Annotated in this window: 18 protein-coding genes; 4 read left to right on the top strand and 14 right to left on the bottom strand. The window is 47.6% G+C overall.

The genetic code is table 11. The annotated features are described in order from the left end of the window. Positions 1 to 278: 278 nt before the first annotated feature. From MGMO_RS11255 to MGMO_RS11235, 5 genes are all read right to left on the bottom strand, one after another. A complete protein-coding gene (locus tag MGMO_RS11255; RefSeq protein ID WP_023495176.1) occupies positions 279 to 635 on the bottom strand; it encodes a cupin domain-containing protein in 357 nt (118 codons plus the stop codon). Positions 636 to 683: 48 nt separating this feature from the next. Continuing rightward, positions 684 to 1,955 (bottom strand): urea ABC transporter substrate-binding protein, encoded by a 1,272-nt coding sequence (urtA, locus tag MGMO_RS11250; protein ID WP_235557272.1) that lies wholly within the window; start codon positions 1,953 to 1,955, stop codon positions 684 to 686. Positions 1,956 to 2,140: 185 nt separating this feature from the next. Further along, on the bottom strand, positions 2,141 to 3,433 hold the full coding sequence (locus MGMO_RS11245) for a hypothetical protein (protein ID WP_023495174.1): 1,293 nt from the start codon (positions 3,431 to 3,433) through the stop codon (positions 2,141 to 2,143). A 468-nt stretch (positions 3,434 to 3,901) separates the two neighbouring features. Next, positions 3,902 to 5,497, bottom strand: coding sequence for a hypothetical protein (locus MGMO_RS11240; protein WP_023495173.1), 1,596 nt, complete (start codon positions 5,495 to 5,497; stop codon positions 3,902 to 3,904). Positions 5,498 to 5,562: 65 nt separating this feature from the next. Next, positions 5,563 to 6,234, bottom strand: coding sequence for a cysteine hydrolase family protein (locus tag MGMO_RS11235; RefSeq protein ID WP_023495172.1), 672 nt, complete (start codon positions 6,232 to 6,234; stop codon positions 5,563 to 5,565). A 313-nt stretch (positions 6,235 to 6,547) separates the two neighbouring features. Here MGMO_RS11235 and MGMO_RS11230 point away from each other — a divergent pair, with 313 nt between their 5' ends. After that, positions 6,548 to 6,907: a cupin domain-containing protein gene (locus tag MGMO_RS11230; protein WP_023495171.1), complete on the top strand. Its 360-nt coding sequence runs from the start codon at positions 6,548 to 6,550 to the stop codon at positions 6,905 to 6,907. Positions 6,908 to 7,044: 137 nt separating this feature from the next. On the opposite strand, the gene atzF is transcribed toward MGMO_RS11230, so the two are convergent. Both atzF and biuH read right to left on the bottom strand, forming a co-directional pair. Beyond that, the gene (atzF, locus tag MGMO_RS11225) at positions 7,045 to 8,874 is read right to left on the bottom strand and encodes an allophanate hydrolase (protein WP_023495170.1); all 1,830 of its coding nucleotides are present in this window, start codon (positions 8,872 to 8,874) and stop codon (positions 7,045 to 7,047) included. A 34-nt stretch (positions 8,875 to 8,908) separates the two neighbouring features. Beyond that, a complete protein-coding gene (gene biuH, locus MGMO_RS11220; protein ID WP_023495169.1) occupies positions 8,909 to 9,589 on the bottom strand; it encodes a biuret amidohydrolase in 681 nt (226 codons plus the stop codon). A 211-nt stretch (positions 9,590 to 9,800) separates the two neighbouring features. Here biuH and MGMO_RS11215 point away from each other — a divergent pair, with 211 nt between their 5' ends. The 3 genes from MGMO_RS11215 to MGMO_RS11205 all read left to right on the top strand — a co-directional run bounded on the left by MGMO_RS11215 (position 9,801) and on the right by MGMO_RS11205 (position 13,619). Continuing rightward, the gene (locus tag MGMO_RS11215; protein ID WP_023495168.1) at positions 9,801 to 10,595 is read left to right on the top strand and encodes a hypothetical protein; all 795 of its coding nucleotides are present in this window, start codon (positions 9,801 to 9,803) and stop codon (positions 10,593 to 10,595) included. Positions 10,596 to 11,235: 640 nt separating this feature from the next. Further along, complete coding sequence (locus tag MGMO_RS11210) at positions 11,236 to 12,684, top strand: circularly permuted type 2 ATP-grasp protein (RefSeq protein WP_023495167.1); 1,449 nt, start codon at positions 11,236 to 11,238, stop codon at positions 12,682 to 12,684. 2 nt (positions 12,685 to 12,686) lie between these two features. Beyond that, positions 12,687 to 13,619 (top strand): alpha-E domain-containing protein, encoded by a 933-nt coding sequence (locus MGMO_RS11205; protein WP_023495166.1) that lies wholly within the window; start codon positions 12,687 to 12,689, stop codon positions 13,617 to 13,619. Positions 13,620 to 13,759: 140 nt separating this feature from the next. Here MGMO_RS11205 and urtE read toward each other — a convergent pair whose 3' ends face one another. From urtE to fmdA, 7 genes are all read right to left on the bottom strand, one after another. Then, entirely contained in the window at positions 13,760 to 14,452 is a 693-nt protein-coding gene (gene urtE / locus MGMO_RS11200) for an urea ABC transporter ATP-binding subunit UrtE (protein WP_235557271.1), read from the bottom strand. Between the two features lie 50 nt (positions 14,453 to 14,502). Continuing rightward, on the bottom strand, positions 14,503 to 15,246 hold the full coding sequence (urtD, locus tag MGMO_RS11195; RefSeq protein ID WP_023495164.1) for an urea ABC transporter ATP-binding protein UrtD: 744 nt from the start codon (positions 15,244 to 15,246) through the stop codon (positions 14,503 to 14,505). Further along, entirely contained in the window at positions 15,243 to 16,376 is a 1,134-nt protein-coding gene (gene urtC, locus MGMO_RS11190; protein WP_023495163.1) for an urea ABC transporter permease subunit UrtC, read from the bottom strand. Before urtC ends, urtD begins: the two co-directional genes overlap by 4 nt. Positions 16,377 to 16,385: 9 nt before the next feature. Further along, the gene (gene urtB, locus MGMO_RS11185) at positions 16,386 to 17,303 is read right to left on the bottom strand and encodes an urea ABC transporter permease subunit UrtB (protein ID WP_023495162.1); all 918 of its coding nucleotides are present in this window, start codon (positions 17,301 to 17,303) and stop codon (positions 16,386 to 16,388) included. Positions 17,304 to 17,417: 114 nt separating this feature from the next. Then, positions 17,418 to 18,665, bottom strand: coding sequence for an urea ABC transporter substrate-binding protein (gene urtA, locus MGMO_RS11180; protein ID WP_023495161.1), 1,248 nt, complete (start codon positions 18,663 to 18,665; stop codon positions 17,418 to 17,420). Positions 18,666 to 18,743: 78 nt separating this feature from the next. Then, complete coding sequence (locus MGMO_RS11175) at positions 18,744 to 19,109, bottom strand: FmdB family zinc ribbon protein (protein ID WP_023495160.1); 366 nt, start codon at positions 19,107 to 19,109, stop codon at positions 18,744 to 18,746. A 28-nt stretch (positions 19,110 to 19,137) separates the two neighbouring features. Next, positions 19,138 to 20,361 (bottom strand): formamidase, encoded by a 1,224-nt coding sequence (gene fmdA, locus MGMO_RS11170; RefSeq protein ID WP_023495159.1) that lies wholly within the window; start codon positions 20,359 to 20,361, stop codon positions 19,138 to 19,140. Positions 20,362 to 20,756 lie beyond the last annotated feature (395 nt).

Raw genomic sequence — 20,756 nt, 5'->3', positions numbered from 1 at the left:
AAGACGGATTGTGCACGTTTTTTACTCATAACTTACTTTAAATAGGTTAATTATCTCACTGTTTTTAATATAAAGTATTTCTTAACTTAATGGCAGTGACGCTCCGGCGTGGGAATGCTGTTTGTGACGCTCCAGCGTCGCGCAACGCTAGGGCGTTGCTGGATGAATTCCCACGTCGGAACGTGGGAACTATTTACCTGAATAAAATTCTGCACAAGCATAATTGGCTAGGTTTCGTATAGGTAGAGTCGGCTTGCTAAGCGCATCCGAATTCGTTTTTATTTATCGGCTAAGGCGTAACCCGCACCACCAGGGGCAACTACCGAGACGAATATAAAAGGTGAGTTGCCGACCGTTCTTGCACCATGCACTTGGTTGGGTTTCGCCACCGCAATATCGTTAGTTTTGATACGGCTGACTATTCCGTTACCTTGAAAATAGTCAGCCGTACCCGACAATATTGTCCAGGTGTCTTGTCCATACGGATGAACATGAGCTGCAATTTCTTGCCCTGGATTGACGTACCACACGACAATCACAGATTCTGGTGTTTCGAGCACCACTGAGCGGATAGGCAGGTCTTCCGAAGGTTGGATAAAGTCTGCAACAGGGAACAATCTTGTTTCTGATACCACAAACTTTTTACCTTATCCGTTAAGGAAACCTGCCCGCCTAAAACCGTATTACTTATAGTTTTGGCCTGAACACTTTTTGGTTTTGGTGTTGTAATTACCGCAACTAATCGGTGCCGTCCAATCGGCAATAATAGGTTTGCTTTCGGGTAAGTAGTCCGACCATGCATCGCCATCAACAACCTTATTGGTTTGCCAGACCGTAGCAAATTGACCATCATCCTGGATTTCACCGATTAACACGGGTTTGCTGATATGGTGGTTGGGCAACATTTTGGCCGTGCCGCCTGTCAGGTTAGGGAATTCCACACCGATAATGGCATCTTGGACCTTGGCGGGGTCGGTCGAACCGGCTTTTTCAACGGCTTTTACCCACATATTGAAACCGATGTAGTGCGCTTCCATCGGGTCGTTAGTCACCCGTTTTGGATTCTTGATGTAATCCTGCCATTGCTTGATAAACGCGGCATTTTTGGTGGTATCGACGCTCATGAAATAGTTCCATGCGGCAAGATGCCCGACCAGCGGTTTGGTGTCTATGCCGGATAACTCTTCTTCGCCGACTGAAAACGCCACAACCGGAATGTCTTCCGCCTTGATGCCCTGGTTGCCCAGTTCTTTGTAGAAAGGTACGTTGGCATCGCCATTGATCGTTGAAACGACAGCCGTTTTCTTGCCGGTCGACCCGAACTTCTTGATGTCGGCAACAATGCTTTGCCAATCGGAATGACCAAACGGTGTGTAGTTAATCATGATGTCTTTTTTGGCCACGCCTTTGGCTTTAAGGTAAGCCTCAAGGATTTTGTTGGTCGTGCGGGGATAGACGTAATCGGTTCCCGCCAAGACCCAGCGTTTCACTTTCAGGTCGTTCATCAAATAATCGACCGCAGGAATCGCTTGCTGATTGGGTGCAGCGCCCGTATAGAACACGTTCTTTGAAGACTCTTCGCCTTCGTATTGCACGGGATAAAACAAGACACCGTTCAATTCTTCAATAACAGGCAAGACCGATTTGCGCGATACCGATGTCCAGCAACCGAAAATGGCAGCCACCTTGTCTTTGGTCAACAATTCGCGGGCTTTCTCGGCAAACAACGGCCAATTGGAAGCGGGATCGACAACTACCGCTTCGAGCTTTTTCCCGAGCAAGCCGCCTTTCTTGTTTTGCTCGTCAATTAACATCAACATGGTGTCTTTCAGTGTGGTTTCGCTGATCGCCATCGTACCTGATAAGGAATGTAATATACCGACTTTAATGGTGTCTTCGGCTTTAGCATTACCGGCGATTAATGTTAGGACGGTTACCGTACTCGCAAAGATCATGCACCGTAGCTTTACAGATAAAATATTCATCTAAACTTATTCTCCCAATTGAGTGTAGTTAAATTTTGTTTTGAAAAAGACAATCTTTATGGCATTAAAACCATCGACATGGCATCATTAAAAGCCCCAGGGCTTTTTATTCCTAAATACTTGAAATGATGCTAATCATTTTTTATTGTTAAGCGTTAGATTTGGAGCTGAACGCCGAGTTTAATCGCATTCGTGAAGGTACCATTAGCACTGGGATTCCAGATTCCGCCGCCGCCGGAAAGGTCGCCGCCTTGCCACAACAATGAGACGCGCGCGTTATGGCCGTCGATGATGTAGTTCATACCAGCCTCGTATTCACTTTGATCTGGCCCATTCCGGGTAAAGACTTCGGTATACATGACATAGGGTTGGAACTGGCCGATTCCGATCTTTTGGGGAATCAGATAAAGCAAGTTACCGGTAACGGCATCTCCCTGGAATCCGTGATTGAGGCCGCCGCCACCGCCGCCAACGATAAAGTCATCAACAGTGCCGGGTGCGGGTGCGCCGTGGGAATAACTGATGCCGAAATTTTTATATTCAGCGTTTGCGGTCAGCACCCCTTGGTTACCAAATACTTTTTCCAATTTGACGTCCCCACCCGTGAGCAGAAAATTTCCTGGATTGGCAAAAGTTCCGGCACCGTCCACTTGATACTGGGCAAAGCCAGCTACAGTCAGCACATCACCGTCGGCGCCGTAAGCAGTACCGCCGGTATAATAGCCTGGTGCTTTTTCTGCGGAGAGGATATTGTAAGCAATGCGGGTAGCGTACAGTAAATTACTGTCCGCATTGGCGGTAGGGCCTCCCGTCGTATAGTTAGTGCGCTTCAAGCCCTCGAAGACGCCAAACACATATTTCAAATGACCATCGAGAGTGGAACCCCAGAAATTTACCCCTTCATCACGACCGAAGGTCCCGGCATCGGGTCCTGGCAGGGCGCCTTGGATAGTTGAATCAGAAGGTTCGAAGGGCATTTTGAACGGTTCAAAAGTGGCGCTGTAGAAAGGACCGTTCATTTCAATACGGCCTTCAGGCACTAACTGACGCCCCGCCCATAGGTTAGCGTAATCAGTAAATTCAAATTGGGCGATCCCGTCCAAAATACGGATATCGCCGCCGTCACCACAATTAGAACATTCTGTATTGAAGGTAAATTTGATGTACTTATGGATTTGGGCATTCATGTAAAGACGGAGATTGTTCAAGGCGAAGTCCGTCGACCATTCCTTGGCTCCGGGCCTTCCCGCACTGTCCTCAGCGGCTGTAAAGCTGGTTCTTATGCCAGCGCCGATGCTAACCCATTTTGTGTCGTCAATCTTAAAAGTGGCCCCCGCTTCTGTTGGAGGCGCATGGATTACTGCCAACATCAGTAATGCAATTGTCGGCAGTGTCGGCAATAGCGGTTCGCTCCTCATTCTAACCATAGTTCGTTTCGTATCACTCATAACATATCCCCTAAGAATTTACAGTATGACTAGTTTAAGCATTTGGAATAGACAAATGCGGCCACATCCAGGCCTGTGATGAGTATTATGTTTAGGGGAAAGGTTCACAATACGTTAAATAACTCATACGTTAATTGACGTATATCCAATTACTTATTGCCTGTTTATATTTGTCGGCTTTTTGAAAAAGTTATTTGATATCGATGCCCGCAAGTGCTTGGGCATTCTCCTGCCGAAATACGCGGTCTCGAATATAGTCGCGTTTACCAGGTAGAACTGTGCGATTTTGATTGACCGGAAATTCAGGGGTAAACCGAAAGATTTTACGGGGGAAAGTTTTTTAGGCGAGGGGGTTTTTTGACACAACAGTCGACTGAGATGAGCGCGTGGTCTGCAAGCCTATTTGGGAGACTATCAATCAATGATAACCATCCCCGGCTTTACCGGGGATGGTTTAACGGATGACCATTACGTCGTTTCGGTACTTACACGGCGAGTTTCTGTTTCATAATGGATTTCATCAGGGGCTGCCGCTGTCACTTCCGCGTATTTTGACGACAGCAAGAGAATGCCCGCCACGCCAAGGTAGCTAAAGGTCACCGGCAACGATTTACCGAAGCCGATGGCTTCCCCGTGCATTAACCCCACAAACGTACATGCCGCTGCAGCTAAAGCAAATAGGGCGGCTTTGACTAGCTCCCGCTCGATAATAAAAGCCGCTATCGCGCCTAACATCAGTCCGCCAAGTATGGCGCCGCCGCCAAGTACTTCCAAGCCATGGTAGAGTATCCCTGATTGTCCCAATTTATCGAGGCCGAGCGTGGCGGCACTGGTGCCCGCTGCCCCTAAGGCATTGTCAATTTGCAGCTTCCCCCATGCAGCAAGATTCGGCATCAATGCCAATATAATGGCCGGTGCATGACTTTTTGGCGTTTCCTGGAATGCCTGCGCACCAATGAGCATACCGATATAAAGCAGGATCGGTGAAATGGCGACGACTGGTATGAGCGATGCCATCAGCGCAATGATACCCATCCAAGACAGCACGAGTACGGTAATTCCGGTAGCGGCTGAATAGCCTATGCGGCCACCCATGGATTTCCAGCCAGGATGGCCAATATAGACGGCGTTGATAAATGGGTTGCCCATCATGCAACCAATTAGGCTAACAACACCATCCGCACTCAATACACGGGTTGTCGGGTAACTATCCCCACCTACTGCCGCACTTTCCACGTTATCCATGGCTTCAACCAGATCATAAATACCGAATGGAATTGCCGTCACCAGGATCACGCCCAAGAATTCGAACCCTGAAAAAACATGGTCGATAGCAGGCATTGGCAAAGAGAAGCCAAAATTGGCGAGCGATGCAGACACATTCTCCAAACTCATGCCACCGTAATTGAATCCCAAGGCAGTAGAACCCCATGCGATTAATGTGCCTACAGCAATAGCAACCAAGCCTGCCGGAATGCCTTTGAAATAACGCACACCGCCGAACCAGCTCGCCAGGATAATTGAGAAGCATACTACGCCAACCACCGGTGTCATGAACATTTCCAAGGCAGGCCGCAAGGAGATGAAAGCAATTGAAACACCGGCGAGCGTTCCTAATAGTGCGGCACGCGGAGTGACCTTTCGGATAAAAGGGGCGATAAAGCCCCCCAACATCAACACAAAACTTTGTATAAATACCCAGGCTAGACCGGCCTCCCAGCCCTTGATAGGGTCGCCAGTCGTGAGAGAGATAGGCAACATGATGACAAAAACGACCACAAACATGTGAGGCACACTGATGCCTGAAGGTAATGCGCAAACGTCATCCCTGCCGCTACTTTGGGCCAACTTGTAGGCTAGCCATGCATAGTAGACTGTACTCAAAAACAGCATGAGCCCGGTGGCCGGTAGAATACGCCCAAAAACCAGCTCGTCGGGCATTTTCAGCACAAATCTTAACAGGCCAGTCAAGACCAGCAGGTTTACCAAAATATTGGTTCCAAAACCAAAGAAAGCATTCCAATCGCCGGGTGTCCAAATATTAACTTTTTTTTCTGTTGTCATGATGCCCTCTTATTTATATGCTTAAATTAAAAAATACATCCGTTCCGTTCCGTTCCGTTCCGTTTCTATATGTTCATTGCAGTTAAAATCGTATGCGAATCTGTGACCCAGCCGAAAATACCGCTTTGCGCCTTAATCATGCGTAAGCCCACTTCATGAAACTCCGGTATATAAGAGCCGCAACAATCGCCGGGGACAATACAACGGTAACCCCTATCATTCGCCTCCCGTACGGTGGTATGCACGCAGACCTCTGTAGTGACGCCACAGACTATCAAGTTTTCAATGCCATTTGTTTCCAGTATCGATTGCAAATCAGTTGCATAAAATGCTCCCTTTCCAGGCTTATCAATAACCGGTTCACCCAATTGCGGATACAGTTCAGGGATAATATCCTGACCCGGCTCGCCACGGATCAGGATACGTCCCATCGGCCCTAGTTGCCCGATACGCAAGCTAGGGTCCCCGCGTTCAACCTTAGCCTTATGCGCATCCGACAGGTCAGGAAGATGGCCTTCACGGGTATGGATCACCAGCATTTCATGTTGCCTTGCGGCATCCAATAATGCCTTACATGGCTCTATCGCGGCAGAAAGCAGGGAAACATCATTGCCAAGGGATTCGCCAAAACCACCCGGTTCAAGAAAATCACGCTGCATATCAATCATGACAACGGCTGTTTTGGCGATTTCTATTGCAATGGCTTCTGGTTCGGCATTAATTTCAATAGTCGACATAGCGAATCCTTTAAGCGGTTAGTTTGCAGAACTACTCTATAAGGCAATGATTAACCTCAAATACCAGCAAATCATGTGCCATCGGTTAAAACATCGAATATTTATTCAAACTCATTGTTTATAAATGATTAATTAATTTTACATCAGCGTTAATCCAGTCGAATTATGCCGTATTAGTGCATAGGCTTTGGCTAATTTGGTGCGACCCGCATTAATCTGGAGCATGACTTCGTCGTAAGCCTGCCGATACAAATTTAAATACAAGCTGTTACACTTCCTATCTTAATAAATTCACATTCCAACCAAGAACATTATGGACAAGTCATCTACCTGCACGCCGTTTTCACTGTCTCCCGAAATGATTCAAAACAACGATTCCGGCTGGCAACAACTTCGCGTAGGCGTTTCGTTACGCATTTTGTTCCAGGATGCGCACAGCGCTTACAGTGTCGGGTTGATACGCTATGAGCCAGGGGCTTCAGTACCTCTCCATCTACATGTTGGCGATGAGCATATTTACGTCTTGTCAGGTTCGCAGAAGGACGAAAGAGGGCTTTATCCGGCAGGGAGCTACATTTATAACCCTGAGGGATCCCAGCATAGTGTCTCTAGTGAAGATGGCTGTACGGTGCTGGTGCATTGGCATAAGCCCGTTCAGTTTATTGCGGACTAATTGCCCACGATACCGAGCGATCTTCTAACCCGAAATGTTAAGAAACATTAACTCACTGAGACACGACTCCTCTAAAATCCTACTTTATCTAATCCAACCGGTTAAGTTTGAATACGCGGCACCGAATGGTGGGTACATTAGCTACCTTCTGTCGATTTTGCTTTCTGGTAGTTACGCCATCCGCCGAAGTGCGTTATTTCAACAGAATGGGTGATCGGGTAGTTTTCACACAAAAACCCGTATTCCCATCGGCCGTTTTCAAGTTCTACCGAACCAAGGCAAAGGGGACTATTGATGTTTCCGATAAAAGCAGACCAATGTTCCTTGGGTAACTCCCAAAGTTCCAGGGCTATGTGTTGTCCCTGTGCTTCATCCCGTACTAGGCCCGGACGCTCAGGAGGAGCTATCGCCAAGGCATACAACCGATAGTTGGCTGAAGTGCGTGCAGTCGCGTAAAATCGGGCACCGAGAGCAAGTAGTTGCTGATTTAACGCCAGTCCGTGCATGTGCGCGCCGCATACGGCAATACGCCGATAACGGGTTGAAGGGGGCATCGAAAGGTCGGGATTGTCATTGGGCTCCGTCTGCGTGGGATAGGGTTGGTGCAGTTCCTCAATGTGCTGGGCGTAACCCAGCAAACGCCGGTCCGACAACGCCGTGCCGAACAATGTGATGCCGAAAGGAAGGCCATTGGTATAAAAACCCGACGGTATTGCCACCGCGCACAAATCAAGTAAATTCATGAAATTGGTGTAATAACCGAGATTGCTATTCAGTGTTACGGGATCGGCAAGCATTTCGTCAATCCGGTAAATGCGCGGTGCTGTCGGTGTGACCATACACGACAGGCCGCTCAGTGTTTCATGTGCCTGTCGTTTAAGTGTTTGCAAGCGATGAAATGCATTGAATGCGTCGATGGCGGTTTTGTCTTGCGCGGTCGACAGTACCTGTCGGATGACGGGAAGTAACGCCTCCGGTTGGGTTTCGATAAAGTGCTGTATCCCTGCATAGCGTTCTGCGACCCAGGGCCCTCCATACAATAAGGCTGCCGATTCCAAAAAGGGCTGGAAATCGACTTCCACAACTTCGCCGAGTGTTTTCAGGGCAGCAATCGCCTGGTTAAATAGGGCGGCGCTTTCTTCATCGCCGAAAAAGTTCAATTGATCCGATTTTGGTACACCAAAACGTAGCTTGGAATCTTTGCCCACAACTTGGCGCGACTCCAATAGTCGTTCATCGCGGGCGTAGCGGTCATTTAGGTCGTACGGAAGCAAGATATCCAGCAGATATTCCGCTTCTGCCGCCGTATGAGTAAATATCGAGACGCAATCGAGGCTTTTACAGGCCGGTACCACACCAGAGCAACTGATTAAGCCTCGCGTCGGCTTTAATCCGACAATATGATTGAAAGCTGCAGGCACACGCCCAGAACCGGCGGTATCTGTCCCCAACGAAAAGCTGACAATATCCAACGCCACGGCCACCGCCGAGCCTGAGCTTGATCCCCCGGCGATATAATCAGGATTCAGTGCGTTTTTACAAATACCATACGGCTCCGGCGAGCGCGTACCGTTAAGGCCGGTGGCAAACTGGTCCATATTGGTTTTGCCAATCAATACCGCGCCTGCATCGATGAGCAGTTGCACTGCAAAAGCCGTTTGCTGGGGCAAGTAACTGAAATCGGGACAAGCCGCAGTGGTCGGCAGCCCGTCAAAATCAATATTATCTTTGATGGCGAAAGGAATGCCATACAGCGGCAATTGCTCTGGATCGAATTGTTCGAGTCTTTTGGCTTCCGACAACAGTGTTCCGGGATTCCTTAGGCTGATCCAGATGTTGTAGTCCTTAAAATCCGCGACACGACCTAAAATATCATGGATAACTTCCGAGACAGTCAATGTCCGACTAAGGTAGGCTTTCCTTAATTTAATTAGGTACAGGGATAAGCCATTGATTGCCGTTTTCAAGGCGCTTCAACCTGGAACTTGATGGCTATCATGTTCACGAAATGGCTTCGATAAAACTTTCCGAATCGGATACTGCACCAAATACGCCGCCCTGCATCTTGATCATATTCAGGGCCGCCTGATGGTTTCCGAAATCGGTTGCACCACAGCAGTCCGCCAACAGCAAGCATTCAAAGCCACGGTCATTGGCATCGCGCATAGTGGTATGGACGCAAACGTCGGTTGTGATACCGGTAAGGACAATATTGTCAATGCCGCGATTGTGCAGTAGCAAATCCAGGTCGGTTGCATAAAATGACCCTTTGCCGGGTTTGTCGATAATGGATTCACCCGCTAATGGAGCTAGTTCGGGGATGATTTCCCAGCCGGGTTCGCCGCGCACCAGTATCCGTCCGCACGGCCCGACATCGCCAATGCCAGCGCCTATTTGCTGACTGCGCCAGCGTTTGTTCTTGGGTAAATCAGATAAATCCGGCCTATGGCCTTCGCGGGTATGGATGATGTGGAAGCCCTGTTTGCGGCAAGTTTCCAGAACGCGGCGTATCGGTTCAATGGGTACCCTTGTCAAGGAAATATCGTAACCCATTTTATCGACATAGCCACCTTCACCGCAGAAATCAATTTGCATGTCGATAATGATTAGGCACGTGTTTTCCGGCCTTAAGTCACCATTATAGGGGAACGGATAGGGTTCGCTTTTTACAAATTTATTCATAGTGTTGACCTCATTATCTATCTCCAAGAAACTACACGATATGCTCTATAATTGTCTTAAGCAAAATGATGCCGTACTCTGAACCTAGTGTGATTATTTTGCTAAAGTAAAATTTGCGCAATGCGTCATTTAACTGATGAGTTAAATGACATATATCCGATCAGTTAATGTTACATTACTGTTAGGACAAGAGACATCCTTCTAAAACCTCATGAATATACCAAAACATTATTTAATCAAGCCTATCTGCGCGACTGCATTGTGTAGCTTAGCCGCCTGTTCAACAAATACAGTAAAAACCCAGTCTGCATTTGACTTCAGCAACCCTGGTCGCATTGAGATGCAAATATCTGCCGATGACGGCACCGTTATCCCTCAAGGTTTAGCTGAAGAAGTCAGCAAGAATCTTACCGATTGGAATTATCCGATGGGCACTAAAAACGGCGAATCGTATAGCCATATCCTTAGGGCGAAAGTCGGTGTAGTCACGCATAGTGCGACTCCAACCGGGTTTTCCTTTTCTGCCGGCAATTCAGACCCGCGTGCCATTGACTTTCAAAAGGCCGATGTTTTGCCTATTACCTGTGTATTGACGGCTATTGCCCATCCTGTTCAAACCAGCGAACTCAAATTAGGGTTTGTCGAAGACAAGACAAGCAAGGTTTTCTCGGGCGAAGATAAACTTGCCGATCATATCAGCACAGTTTGTTTCAACTTATTAAGCGAGGTTAAATGGCCCAAGAAAGCTGAAAAGACGACGGGTTCAACGACCATTAAGTCGCCTAGCTGGATGCCGGAAATCCGAATTGAAACCAAGGAAGCTCCCGTTGGCGCTGTTGAAAAACCCCCAACAACTGACAACGTGCAAGCAACGCCCAACAAGGACGATAGCAAGGATATTGAAGTAAAAACCATCGCCCCCGCCAATACCGAACACAAAAAACAAATCATTATCTACAATCAAGGTGCGCCAGTGATCCTTGAGTTTGGGCATGAGCGTCGTTAGTGGGCCCGGCCTGTCGGCAAAGTAAAAATTAAACATGCGATATGCACTGATATTGTGCAAAAGTTTTTGGGTACGCACCAATTCAGTAAGACATAAAAATTCATTACGCTTATCCGCATAAAAGAGTGGGCGATAAATATGCAAAAAATACAAATTCGATAGTTAGGGGAGATGGTCGAAATCAGCCATTGAACGGGCCTCAAATGTAAATTGAAATGTCCCTAACACAAACACGCATAATTTTTGAAATGCCGACAATGAGTTATATTTTATTGATTTATATATAAATAATGTATTAGGCAAGCCGCATTTTATACGAAACCCAACAATAAATAGGCTGGAAAATGTGGCTTTGGTATAGGATGGCTTCGTCAGTAGAAGTCATTCGTTTAAGGAATGTGGAAAGGATGCCTTTAATAAATTTTGTGTTGTACTTGGGATGGATTAACTAAAAGAATAGGGTATGGCTAATTCTTTAAACTTGGCATTAATAATGCTCATTTTTATTATGAAAGGTTTTATAGTTGTTCTCATCGTGTGTTGTACCTTCTTAGGGCGCTTTTCTTGTCAAAGAATGAGCGCCTTTTTTTTGCAATATGAGTGAGAAAATTAATAAGTCAACAAATACGGGGTCTAAGCTATGGATTCGCTATGGGAACACTACACAGTTACTGATGCATATGATGAAATGCGTGGGCCGACAAATCAGGCCAGGCCGTCTAGCGACCGCTTAAGTAATTATTTGGCTGGCCTTGACCATAAGGCACTGGATATCCGAAAGACTGCAGCAGACATGGCAATCATGGAAATGGGCATCACTTTTACGGTATACAGCGACGAAGGCAATATCGACCGGGCATGGCCGTTCGACATCATCCCTCGTATTATCGAAAACAACGAATGGCGGCGTGTGGAAGTCGGCTTGAAGCAACGGCTTAAAGCCTTAAACTGTTTTATCAACGATACCTATAACGGCCAATCTTATATCAAGGAAGGGTTGATACCAGCAAGTATTGTTGACAGCTCGAGCAATTTCCTTAAAGAATGCGTGGGGATGACGCCAAAATTTGGTGCATGGGCGAATATTTGTGGCAGCGACCTGGTCAGGGACAAAGATGGCACTATTTATGTGCTAGAAGATAATTTGCGCGTCCCATCCGGCGTGTCGTACATGATCGAAAACCGCGTCATTACCAAAAAAGTGTTCCCGGAATTACTGCAAGACTTGGATGTACAACCCGTTGACGATTATCCCACCCATCTGTTTGAGATGTTGGTATCCATGGCGCCCAATGATATTAAAAAACCACGGATTGCCGTGCTGACGCCTGGGATTTACAATTCGGCGTATTTTGAGCATGCCTTTTTAGCTCAGCAAATCGGTGCAGAGTTGGTCGAAGGCGCCGATTTAATCGTGCAGGAAGATGACCATGTTTATATGCGTACCATCAATGGGCTGGAAAAAGTGGATGTCATTTATCGACGTATCGACGACCGCTTCCTTGATCCCGAGGTATTCCGAAAAGATTCCTTATTGGGTGCGAAGGGCCTTATACGGGCTTGGAAGGCGGGTAACGTAGCGTTAGCGAACGCGCCAGGTTCGGGTGTTGCCGATGATAAGGTGGTCTATGCTTTTGTACCACAAATGATCCGCTATTACCTTAATGAAGAACCCATACTGCCCAATGTGCCGACTTACTTATGTAGCGACCCTGAGCAACTTTCTTACGTATTGGAACACCTGGATGAATTGGTAGTGAAACCAGCCAACGAATCGGGTGGTTATGGTATGTTGATCGGGCCACATGCCACAAAAACAGAGGTTGAAGAATTCCGTAAGGTCATTAAAGCCAATCCACGGAATTATATTGCCCAACCCACATTGGCGTTATCAACCTGTCCAACTCTATGCGACAATAAACTGGAGCCGCGCCATGTCGATTTACGGCCCTTTATCCTGCAAGGTGAAAGCAGTTTTGTGACGGCTGGTGGATTGACCCGTGTTGCCTTGCAAAAAGGATCCTTGGTTGTCAATTCTTCGCAAGGCGGCGGCAGCAAAGACACCTGGATTATCAACACGGATAGGTAAATATGTTATCCCGATCTGCCGAACGCTTATATTGGTTAGCGCGCTACCTGGAACGGACTGAAAATACGGCTAGGTTATTGAGTGTCTACATGAACCTCATGTTTGACATGCCGATGGACGTAGAAATCAGTTGGCGCAACCTATTGACAATATTTGGTGCGGAGGAAGCGTTTTTTCGACTTTACGATGTCCCGAATGAACAAAATACGATGCGCTTCCTGCTGACCGACACCGCTAATCCGGGGTCGTTGTTCTCATCCTTGAATTTTGCCCGGGAGAATATACGGACATCCCGCGAACTTATGCCAGACGAGGCTTGGCAACAGGTCAATGAAATGTACTTGTTCGCCAAGAAAAATGTGGAAACTGCAACGAATCGCCGGGGCAGGGTGTTAATTTTGAATGAGATTATGCGGGGTTGCCAATGTTTTACTGGGTTTTTGTCGGGTGCCATGAGCCACAATGATTCGCTCCAGTTTATCCGCTTAGGTCGAAATGTCGAGCGTGCCGACATGACGACGCGGATACTCGATATTGCTTCAATTTTATTGGCCGATGACCGCAGCGACCGATTGCGCCAACACGAAAATGCCTTATGGATGCATGTCTTGAAATCATTGAGTGCTTTGCTGATGTACCGTAAGCACCGGCGGCATCGGGTCAACAGCGGAGATGTCCTCGATTACTTGCTGAAGGACTTAGATTTCCCGCGTTCGGTTAGCCATTGTATCAATGAGGTCGAAACTTGCTTTAAACGACTTCAGAAGCCAGAAGGATTGGACGATAACTTGAACGCATTGGTATCTTCTTTAATGGCTACCGACATTTACTGTATCACTCCGGCGCAATTGCATAATCTTTTGGATGATATCCAAGTCAAGTTAGGCGTTACGCATAACCAGGTCGCATCAACTTGGTTTTTGGCGGCACATTAAGTGCAGTCGTCAGTTTATGACAAGAGGCTATTGCCGACGTGGGACTGAGGTTTTTTGAAAACGGCCATTGTTCTGTATTTGTGGGGCGGACTTAAGATTCAATCCAACGCGGCAAAATTAGTCACAAAAAAAAATATCTTTCATACAGACAAATATTGCTTGATTTTGGCGGCATCAATTTCACCGCGCTTATTCTCATGGATCAGCCGACCTTTGTCGATGACGATGATTCGGTCGGCAATATCCATCGTAAAACTCAATACCTGCTCGGAAACAATAATGGTGATCTCACGCATTTTCCTGATTTCGTTCAGCACCTTGGCAATATCCTTAATGATGGATGGTTGGATACCTTCTGTGGGTTCATCCAACAACAAGACTTTGGGGTTGGTGACCAAGGCGCGCGCAATGGCTAATTGTTGTTGCTGACCGCCGCTTAAGTTGCCGCCTTTACGTCTGCGCATGTCAAACAGCACCGGAAATAAGGCATAGATGTCGCTTGGGATTTCCCGTATTTTGGCGTTTTCCAAACCGGTTTCTATATTTTCCTGCACCGTCATATTGGGAAAGATCATCCGACCTTGCGGCACATAAGCCAAACCCTTGGCGACGCGCCGGTAAGTTTCCGCACCATTGATATTAACGCCATCGACTTCCGCTTTGGCGGCGTGACTTGGCAAGATGCCCATAAGGGCCTTGAATAAGGTAGTCTTGCCCATGCCATTACGTCCCATAATGGCAACCGTCTCGTTTTTGTCCGCCTGAAAACTCAAGCCGTGTATCACTTGGCTTTGTCCGTAACTGACATTTAAATCTTCAATGGCAAACATCATTACACTCCTGTCAAAGGGGATTACTATGCGGGTTTGCAGTCTTTCTTTCCTTAATGTCCCAGGTAGACTTCGATGACCTTTTCATTGGCCTGGATCTTGTCCATCGTCCCTGCGGCGAGAATTTTTCCCTGGTGCAATACGGTCACCTTATGGGCGATTTGTTTAACAAATTCCATGTCATGTTCAATCACCAACATTGACCGGTTCTGGCAAATACGCTTGAGCAAATCGGCGGTTTGATCGCGCTCTTTAGCGCTCATGCCTGCCACAGGTTCGTCCAACATCAACAGTTCCGGGTCTTGCATGAGCAGCATCCCAATTTCCAGCCATTGTTTTTGTCCGTGGCTCAACAATGCCGCTTCGGTCTGTAATAAGTCCGTCAACAAAACTTCGGCGGCTATTTTGTTCACCCGCTCAATGACCTCGTCGGTCCGTTTGAAGGTCAAACTGCCCCAAACCGAGCGGCCTGCGGGATAAGAGACTTCCAGGTTTTGGTAGACGGTGAGGTTTTCGTAGATTGAAGGCGTTTGGAATTTCCTGCCGACACCCGCACGCACGATTTGATGCTCGGGCATTTTGGTCAATTCCCGGTTCTTGAATTTGATCGACCCTGAAGACGATTTGGTTTTCCCGCAAATCAAATCCAGGACGGTGGTTTTGCCGGCCCCGTTAGGGCCGATAACAACATGCAATTCATTATGGTCGATATACATGTTCAGCCCATCAACCGCCTTAAAGCCATCAAATGAGACGGTCAAATCCTCAATCGCCAAGACGAAATCCGTGTTGCTCATAGCATATCTCCTATCCGCTTGACGGTATTTTTGTTGAATTTAGCCAATAGCTCGCCAAGCTTAAAGTTCTTGCTGTACTTGTCGTACACACCAGCCAAACCGTCCGGGAAAAACATGACGACGGCGATAAACAAGCCCCCCATCAAAAACAACCACAGTTCAGGATAGGTTTCGGAGAACATGGTCTTGCCGAAGTTGACCAGCAACGTACCGTAAACCGCACCGATCAAGGACATGCGGCCACCGACCGCCGCACAAATGACCATCTCGATGGAAGGCACGATCCCGACAAAGCTGGGCGACATAAAGCCGACCTGTAAGGTAAACATGGCGCCGCCTATCGCCGAGATCATGGCGGCGACACAAAAAACGAATATCTTGTAATCCGATACGTCATATCCGGAAAATCGGACGCGTTCCTCCTTGTCGCGCATGGCCAAGAGCAGCATCCCGAATTTTGAGGTGATGATGTATCTCGCCAGCATGATACTGAGGATAAGTAAGCAGACATTGACATAATACAGCACGTATTTTGCGGTTTCCGTCCGAATATCCCAGCCCAGCAAAGTTTTAAGGTCGGTAATACCGTTTACCCCACCGGTATAGCCTTGTTGTCCCACGATTAATATACTTAGGATAAGCGCAATGGCTTGGGTAATAATGGAAAAATACACCCCACCCACGCGCCGTTTAAACATGGCAAAGCCGATGATGAACGCCAGCAATGTCGGTATCAGCAATATCAATATCAGCGTCAGCGGCAGGCTCTTGAACGGTTCCCAAAACCAGGGCAACGCCGTTATTTGATTCCAGTCCATAAAATCTGGAATGCCCGGCGTCGTTTGGATTTTAGTGCTGACGGGGTCGGATGCTTCCAGTTTTAGGAACATCGCCATGCAATAGCCGCCCAAACCGAAAAAAATCCCTTGGCCTAAACTCAAGATGCCGCCGTTCCCCCAGAGCAGTACCAGGCTGACGGAAACGAAGGCGTAAGTCACGTACTTGCCTAACATGCTGAGCCTGAAAGAATCCAGCCATAACGGGAAAATTACGAACAGCACCATAGCCAGGATTGCCAATGCGATTGCACCTTGCTTTCCGCCCAACAGTTTTTCTGATAGCGCTTTCATAAGCAACCCCTATTTCCGCAGTTTGGAAGCAAACAAGCCCTCTGGACGCATCATCAAAATCATGACTATGACCAGTAAGGTAGAAACCTTGCCCATGGAACTGGACATGAAAAATTGTAGGATGGATTGGGCTTGGGCTATGCTGAAGGCTGATGCAATGGTGCCGATCAAACTGGTTGCGCCGCCAAAGACAACGACCATAAAGCTATCGACAATATAGAGCGACCCGGTCGTAGGGCCGGTTGAAGCGATCGTCGTAAATGATGCACCTGCAACGCCCGCGATCCCGCAACCTAAGGCAAACGTCATCCTATCGACTTTTTTGGTGTTGATGCCCACTGCACTTGCCATCGTGCGGTTTTGCATCGTCGCCCTGATTCGCAAGCCGCCCCTGGAGCGGTAAATATAGAGATAGACGCTCGCCGTGACGATAATCGCCAAGCCCATCACGAACACGCCATTGATTGGAATATCAATATCCGGCGTGGGTTGGAAAGAACCCAACAACCATTCGGGCAATTCCGCACTGACTTCTTTAGCCCCGAAAGTGGAGCGGAAAATTTGTTGCATGACCAGACTTAAACCCCACGTAGCCAGCAAGGTGTCTAGTGGTCGATGATACAAATGCCGAATCATTAAAAATTCGATGAGATAACCGATGACAAAAGCGAAAATAAAAGCGGCAATAATGGCGAACACAAAATAGGTATGGACCAAATCGTACTTGACCGCCAACTTTGACATGAGCACGGTCGTGTACGCGCCCACCGCCATGAACTCACCGTGAGCCATATTGATAACACCCATTTGCCCGAAAATAATGGCGAGACCTAATGCCATCAACAACAAGACGCTAAACAGGCTTAACCCAGAGAACCCTTGCATCACTACAATGTTCCCTATTTCATCCATCGTATATCCAAACATAACTGGCCTCCTGCTAATTTACTTCACTTACAATAATCAGCCTTTCAAGCACCGTAGCGGGGTAATACAGGAAATTCCCACCGTAGCCGCTACGGTTTTCATCCCAACTTAAGCTTATTGATAACCTTTGGGGAAAGGATCCGGTGCGATCAACTCGGATTCGTACACCACATCGGCCTGACCATCCTTACGCCATTGTCCAATCCGCAACTTGCTCCATAGATGATGGTTGGGATCGACCTTGACATAGCCTTCAGGGGCGGCCTTAAATTCATAGCCCGGCAAAGCCGCAACGACCTTATCGACATCGAAACTGCCCGCTTTCTCGACCCCTGCCTTCCACAACCACGGCCCCAAATAAGCGGCCTGGGTTACGTCCCCGATAACTGCAGTGTCACCATAATTTTTCTTAAACTCGGCGACAAAAGCCTCATTGTTTGGGTTTTTCAAGCTTTGGAAATATTTCATTGCCGAATAAAACCCTTCCAGGTTTTCGCCCCCGATCCCCAATACTTCATCTTCCGTCACGGAAATCGTCAACATGGTCTGCTTTTTGGCATTCAGCCCTGCCGCATTCAATTGTTTAAACCAGGCCACGTTACTGCCGCCGACGACCGCCGCGTAAATAATGTCCGGTTTTTTCAGCTTGATCTTGTTAATCACCGAACCAAACTGGGTATCGCCAAGCGCAACATATTCCTCACCAACCACTTTGCCTTTCAGGTATTGCTCGATATGCTTACGGGCAATCTTCATCGAAGTGCGCGGCCAGATGTAATCGGAACCGATCAAATAAAAGGTTTTTGCTTTCTTTTCTTTCGTTATCCAATCCAAGCCTGCAAGGATTTGCTGGGTTGCTTCTTGTCCTGTGTAAAACACATTCTTGGATTGTTCCAGGCCTTCATAGAAAGTCGGATAGAACAACAGGCCATTGTCTTTTTCAAATACGGGCAATACGGCTTTGCGCGAAGCGGAAGTCCAACATCCCATCACTGCTGCCACCTTGTCGTTTTCCAGCAGTTTTTTGGATTTTTCCGCAAAGGTCGGCCAATCGCTGGCACCGTCTTCCTGGATAACTTCAATCTTTCTGCCCAGCACACCACCTGCCGCATTGATTTGGGCGATAGCCATTTTTTCGGCTTGGATCGAACCCGTTTCACTGATAGCCATTGTACCGGTAGCGGAGTGCAAAATACCGACCGTTACCGTGGTATCGGTAACCGCCAAACCTGTCGTATTGACTTTCGCGGTCGGATAATCCTCGGCCATTGCGTTTCCTAAACCTAAGGTTAACCCTAGCGCCAAGAAAATCAGTGTAGACAAGGATAGTTTGTTGCTCAATTTTGGTTTACTTTCACGCATAACTTTCTCCGGTTTAATGAAATCTACAAAATTTCTGTAAACGATTACTTGGCAATTACCGACACTGCCCGTAAAACTTCAATGACCTAGCATCCAAGGTCTTGCAGTTGACTTGGTTTCTTTTTGAAAAGGTGTCGACTGGTTTTTTGTCGTTACCCCCAAACCTTGGACGTTTCCTGGTTTACGATTACCTGTTTGGCACGTATGGTTGCCACTGCAACCACAGCCAGAGCGTCGTAAAGCCCTTGGTTCATGGGCTGATTGCTCATTGCGCTCATGAGCAATCCGTACCGCCTTACCCAATAGTGCATAATTTGGGACCGAAATAATCCGTGCGCTGATTTCGCCACAGGTACCGCATTCTGCGGGTTGGTCAAAAGCACTGATTTTTTTAATTGCCGTAAAAACACCGCATTGCCCACACTCGTATTCATATAAGGGCATAAGGTAAATCTCCTTGTATGGGAATGGGTTAGTGGGCTTTTGCCGTATCGACGGTACCATCGAGATAAATCTTCGGCCCGTCGGCATTGGGTTTCAAGTCGAAATCAAATATCTCGGTCGGCAACCAAAGCGTCGCACAGGCATTTGGAATATCGACAATTCCGCTGATATGGCCTTCGACAGGCGCAGTTCCCAAAATCGACAAGGCTTGCTCGCCGCTGTAACCAAATTTCTTTAAATAAGCAATCGCATTGAGACAGGCTTGCCGATACGCAACATGCACGTCCAAATAATGTTGCTTACCTTGCTCATCAACCGAAATGCCTTCAAAAATGAGATAGTCGCGATAAGTGGGCGTTAACGGACTGGGTTGGAAAATAGGGTTGCTGATACCGTATTTTTTTACGCCGTCCTTAATCAAGCTCACTTTTATATCCAGATAACCGGCCATTTCAATCGCACCGCAGAATGTAATTTCGCCGTCGCCTTGCGAGAAATGCAAGTCACCCATAGACAGGCCGCCATCTTTGACATAGACCGGAAAATAAACTTTCGAGCCCTTGGTTAAGTTTTTAATGTCGCAGTTGCCGCCGTGATCGCGCGGCGGCACCGTACGCGCCGCTTCTGCGGCAGCCGCTTTCGCAGTGTCGCCAGTCAGTTTTCCCATCACTGCAGATTGCGGGTTGGGCGGCAGTGCCAGCGCTGGAACCCGATCTGGGTCGGTCGCGATTAACTCCGCTTCACGTTTGTTCCACTTAGCCAGCAGTTCTTTGGAAGGCAAGCAACCGATCAAGCCAGGGTGCATAATGCCGGCAAACTTAACCCTGGGCACATGCCGGGACGTGGTATAAATGCCATGAAAATCCCAGATAGATTTGCGTGCTTCGGGGTAATGGTCGGTTAAAAAGCCGCCCCCGTTTTCCTTGGCGAACAAGCCATTAAATCCCCATTGATAATCGGCTAAGGTGCCCACATCCAGAATGTCCACTACCATCAAATCCCCAGGTTCCGCCCCTTCAACACCAATAGGGCCGCTGAGATAATGTACCTGAGTCAAATCCACATCGCGGACATCATTGGCGCTATCGTTGTTGCCAATCTGGCCACCCGTCCAATCCATACATTCCACACGAAATTCATCGTCAGGCTTTACCATAGCCACCATCGGCAAATCAGGATGCCAGCGGTTATGGATCAAGCCGTCCTGTTCCCAGGGTTTTTTGTCGAGATCTAATTTAATCAGGGTTTTCATTCGTTAACCTCCTGAACGGTACGTTTAAATAGTTGAAAAATTACCTGATGACACGGCCACCAAATTTGTCGGATTCATTGTCGAATTTAGTTGATGCCGACACAATCCGTTAGATGACTCATTAGTCGTATGACGTATTGCGGCAAATAAGGAAATCAATAAAAATGACAGGAGTGCCTTTTGGTCGAAGGCGTGCCGGATTATCGACTAGCCTATCGAAGGCAAGATAAGGAGGATTGGGGTAGGGCAAGTGAGCGTGGTTAATGCGATAGGTGGTCGAATGAAAGGTTGGACGAAGCCGCTAACGCGGAGAAAAGCGCCGCCGCCTGATTAATCGATAAAATGTAACCTAAAGCCCTAAATCACAATGGGGCCCTCAACAACGAATCATGAGG

The organism is Methyloglobulus morosus KoM1 (assembly GCF_000496735.2).
In the GTDB taxonomy this organism is placed as follows: domain Bacteria; phylum Pseudomonadota; class Gammaproteobacteria; order Methylococcales; family Methylomonadaceae; genus Methyloglobulus; species Methyloglobulus morosus.
The sequence above is the reverse complement of the archived record's forward strand: the minus strand, read 5'-3'. Positions and strand labels throughout refer to the sequence as shown.

Excerpts from the sequence above, each read along its gene's own strand:
- MGMO_RS11215 (WP_023495168.1), top strand. The coding sequence starts at position 9,801 with ATGAATATACCAAAACATTATTTAATCAAGCCTATCTGCGCGACTGCA.
- MGMO_RS11205 (WP_023495166.1), top strand. The coding sequence starts at position 12,687 with ATGTTATCCCGATCTGCCGAACGCTTATATTGGTTAGCGCGCTACCTG.
- MGMO_RS11175 (WP_023495160.1), bottom strand. The coding sequence starts at position 19,109 with ATGCCCTTATATGAATACGAGTGTGGGCAATGCGGTGTTTTTACGGCA.
- biuH (WP_023495169.1), bottom strand. The coding sequence starts at position 9,589 with ATGAATAAATTTGTAAAAAGCGAACCCTATCCGTTCCCCTATAATGGT.
- MGMO_RS11230 (WP_023495171.1), top strand. The coding sequence starts at position 6,548 with ATGGACAAGTCATCTACCTGCACGCCGTTTTCACTGTCTCCCGAAATG.
- urtC (WP_023495163.1), bottom strand. The coding sequence starts at position 16,376 with ATGAAAGCGCTATCAGAAAAACTGTTGGGCGGAAAGCAAGGTGCAATC.
- MGMO_RS11210 (WP_023495167.1), top strand. The coding sequence starts at position 11,236 with ATGGATTCGCTATGGGAACACTACACAGTTACTGATGCATATGATGAA.
- urtA (WP_023495161.1), bottom strand. The coding sequence starts at position 18,665 with ATGCGTGAAAGTAAACCAAAATTGAGCAACAAACTATCCTTGTCTACA.
- fmdA (WP_023495159.1), bottom strand. The coding sequence starts at position 20,361 with ATGAAAACCCTGATTAAATTAGATCTCGACAAAAAACCCTGGGAACAG.
- urtE (WP_235557271.1), bottom strand. The coding sequence starts at position 14,452 with ATGATGTTTGCCATTGAAGATTTAAATGTCAGTTACGGACAAAGCCAA.
- urtD (WP_023495164.1), bottom strand. The coding sequence starts at position 15,246 with ATGAGCAACACGGATTTCGTCTTGGCGATTGAGGATTTGACCGTCTCA.
- urtB (WP_023495162.1), bottom strand. The coding sequence starts at position 17,303 with ATGTTTGGATATACGATGGATGAAATAGGGAACATTGTAGTGATGCAA.
- MGMO_RS11245 (WP_023495174.1), bottom strand. The coding sequence starts at position 3,433 with ATGAGTGATACGAAACGAACTATGGTTAGAATGAGGAGCGAACCGCTA.
- MGMO_RS11235 (WP_023495172.1), bottom strand. The coding sequence starts at position 6,234 with ATGTCGACTATTGAAATTAATGCCGAACCAGAAGCCATTGCAATAGAA.
- urtA (WP_235557272.1), bottom strand. The coding sequence starts at position 1,955 with ATGATCTTTGCGAGTACGGTAACCGTCCTAACATTAATCGCCGGTAAT.
- MGMO_RS11240 (WP_023495173.1), bottom strand. The coding sequence starts at position 5,497 with ATGACAACAGAAAAAAAAGTTAATATTTGGACACCCGGCGATTGGAAT.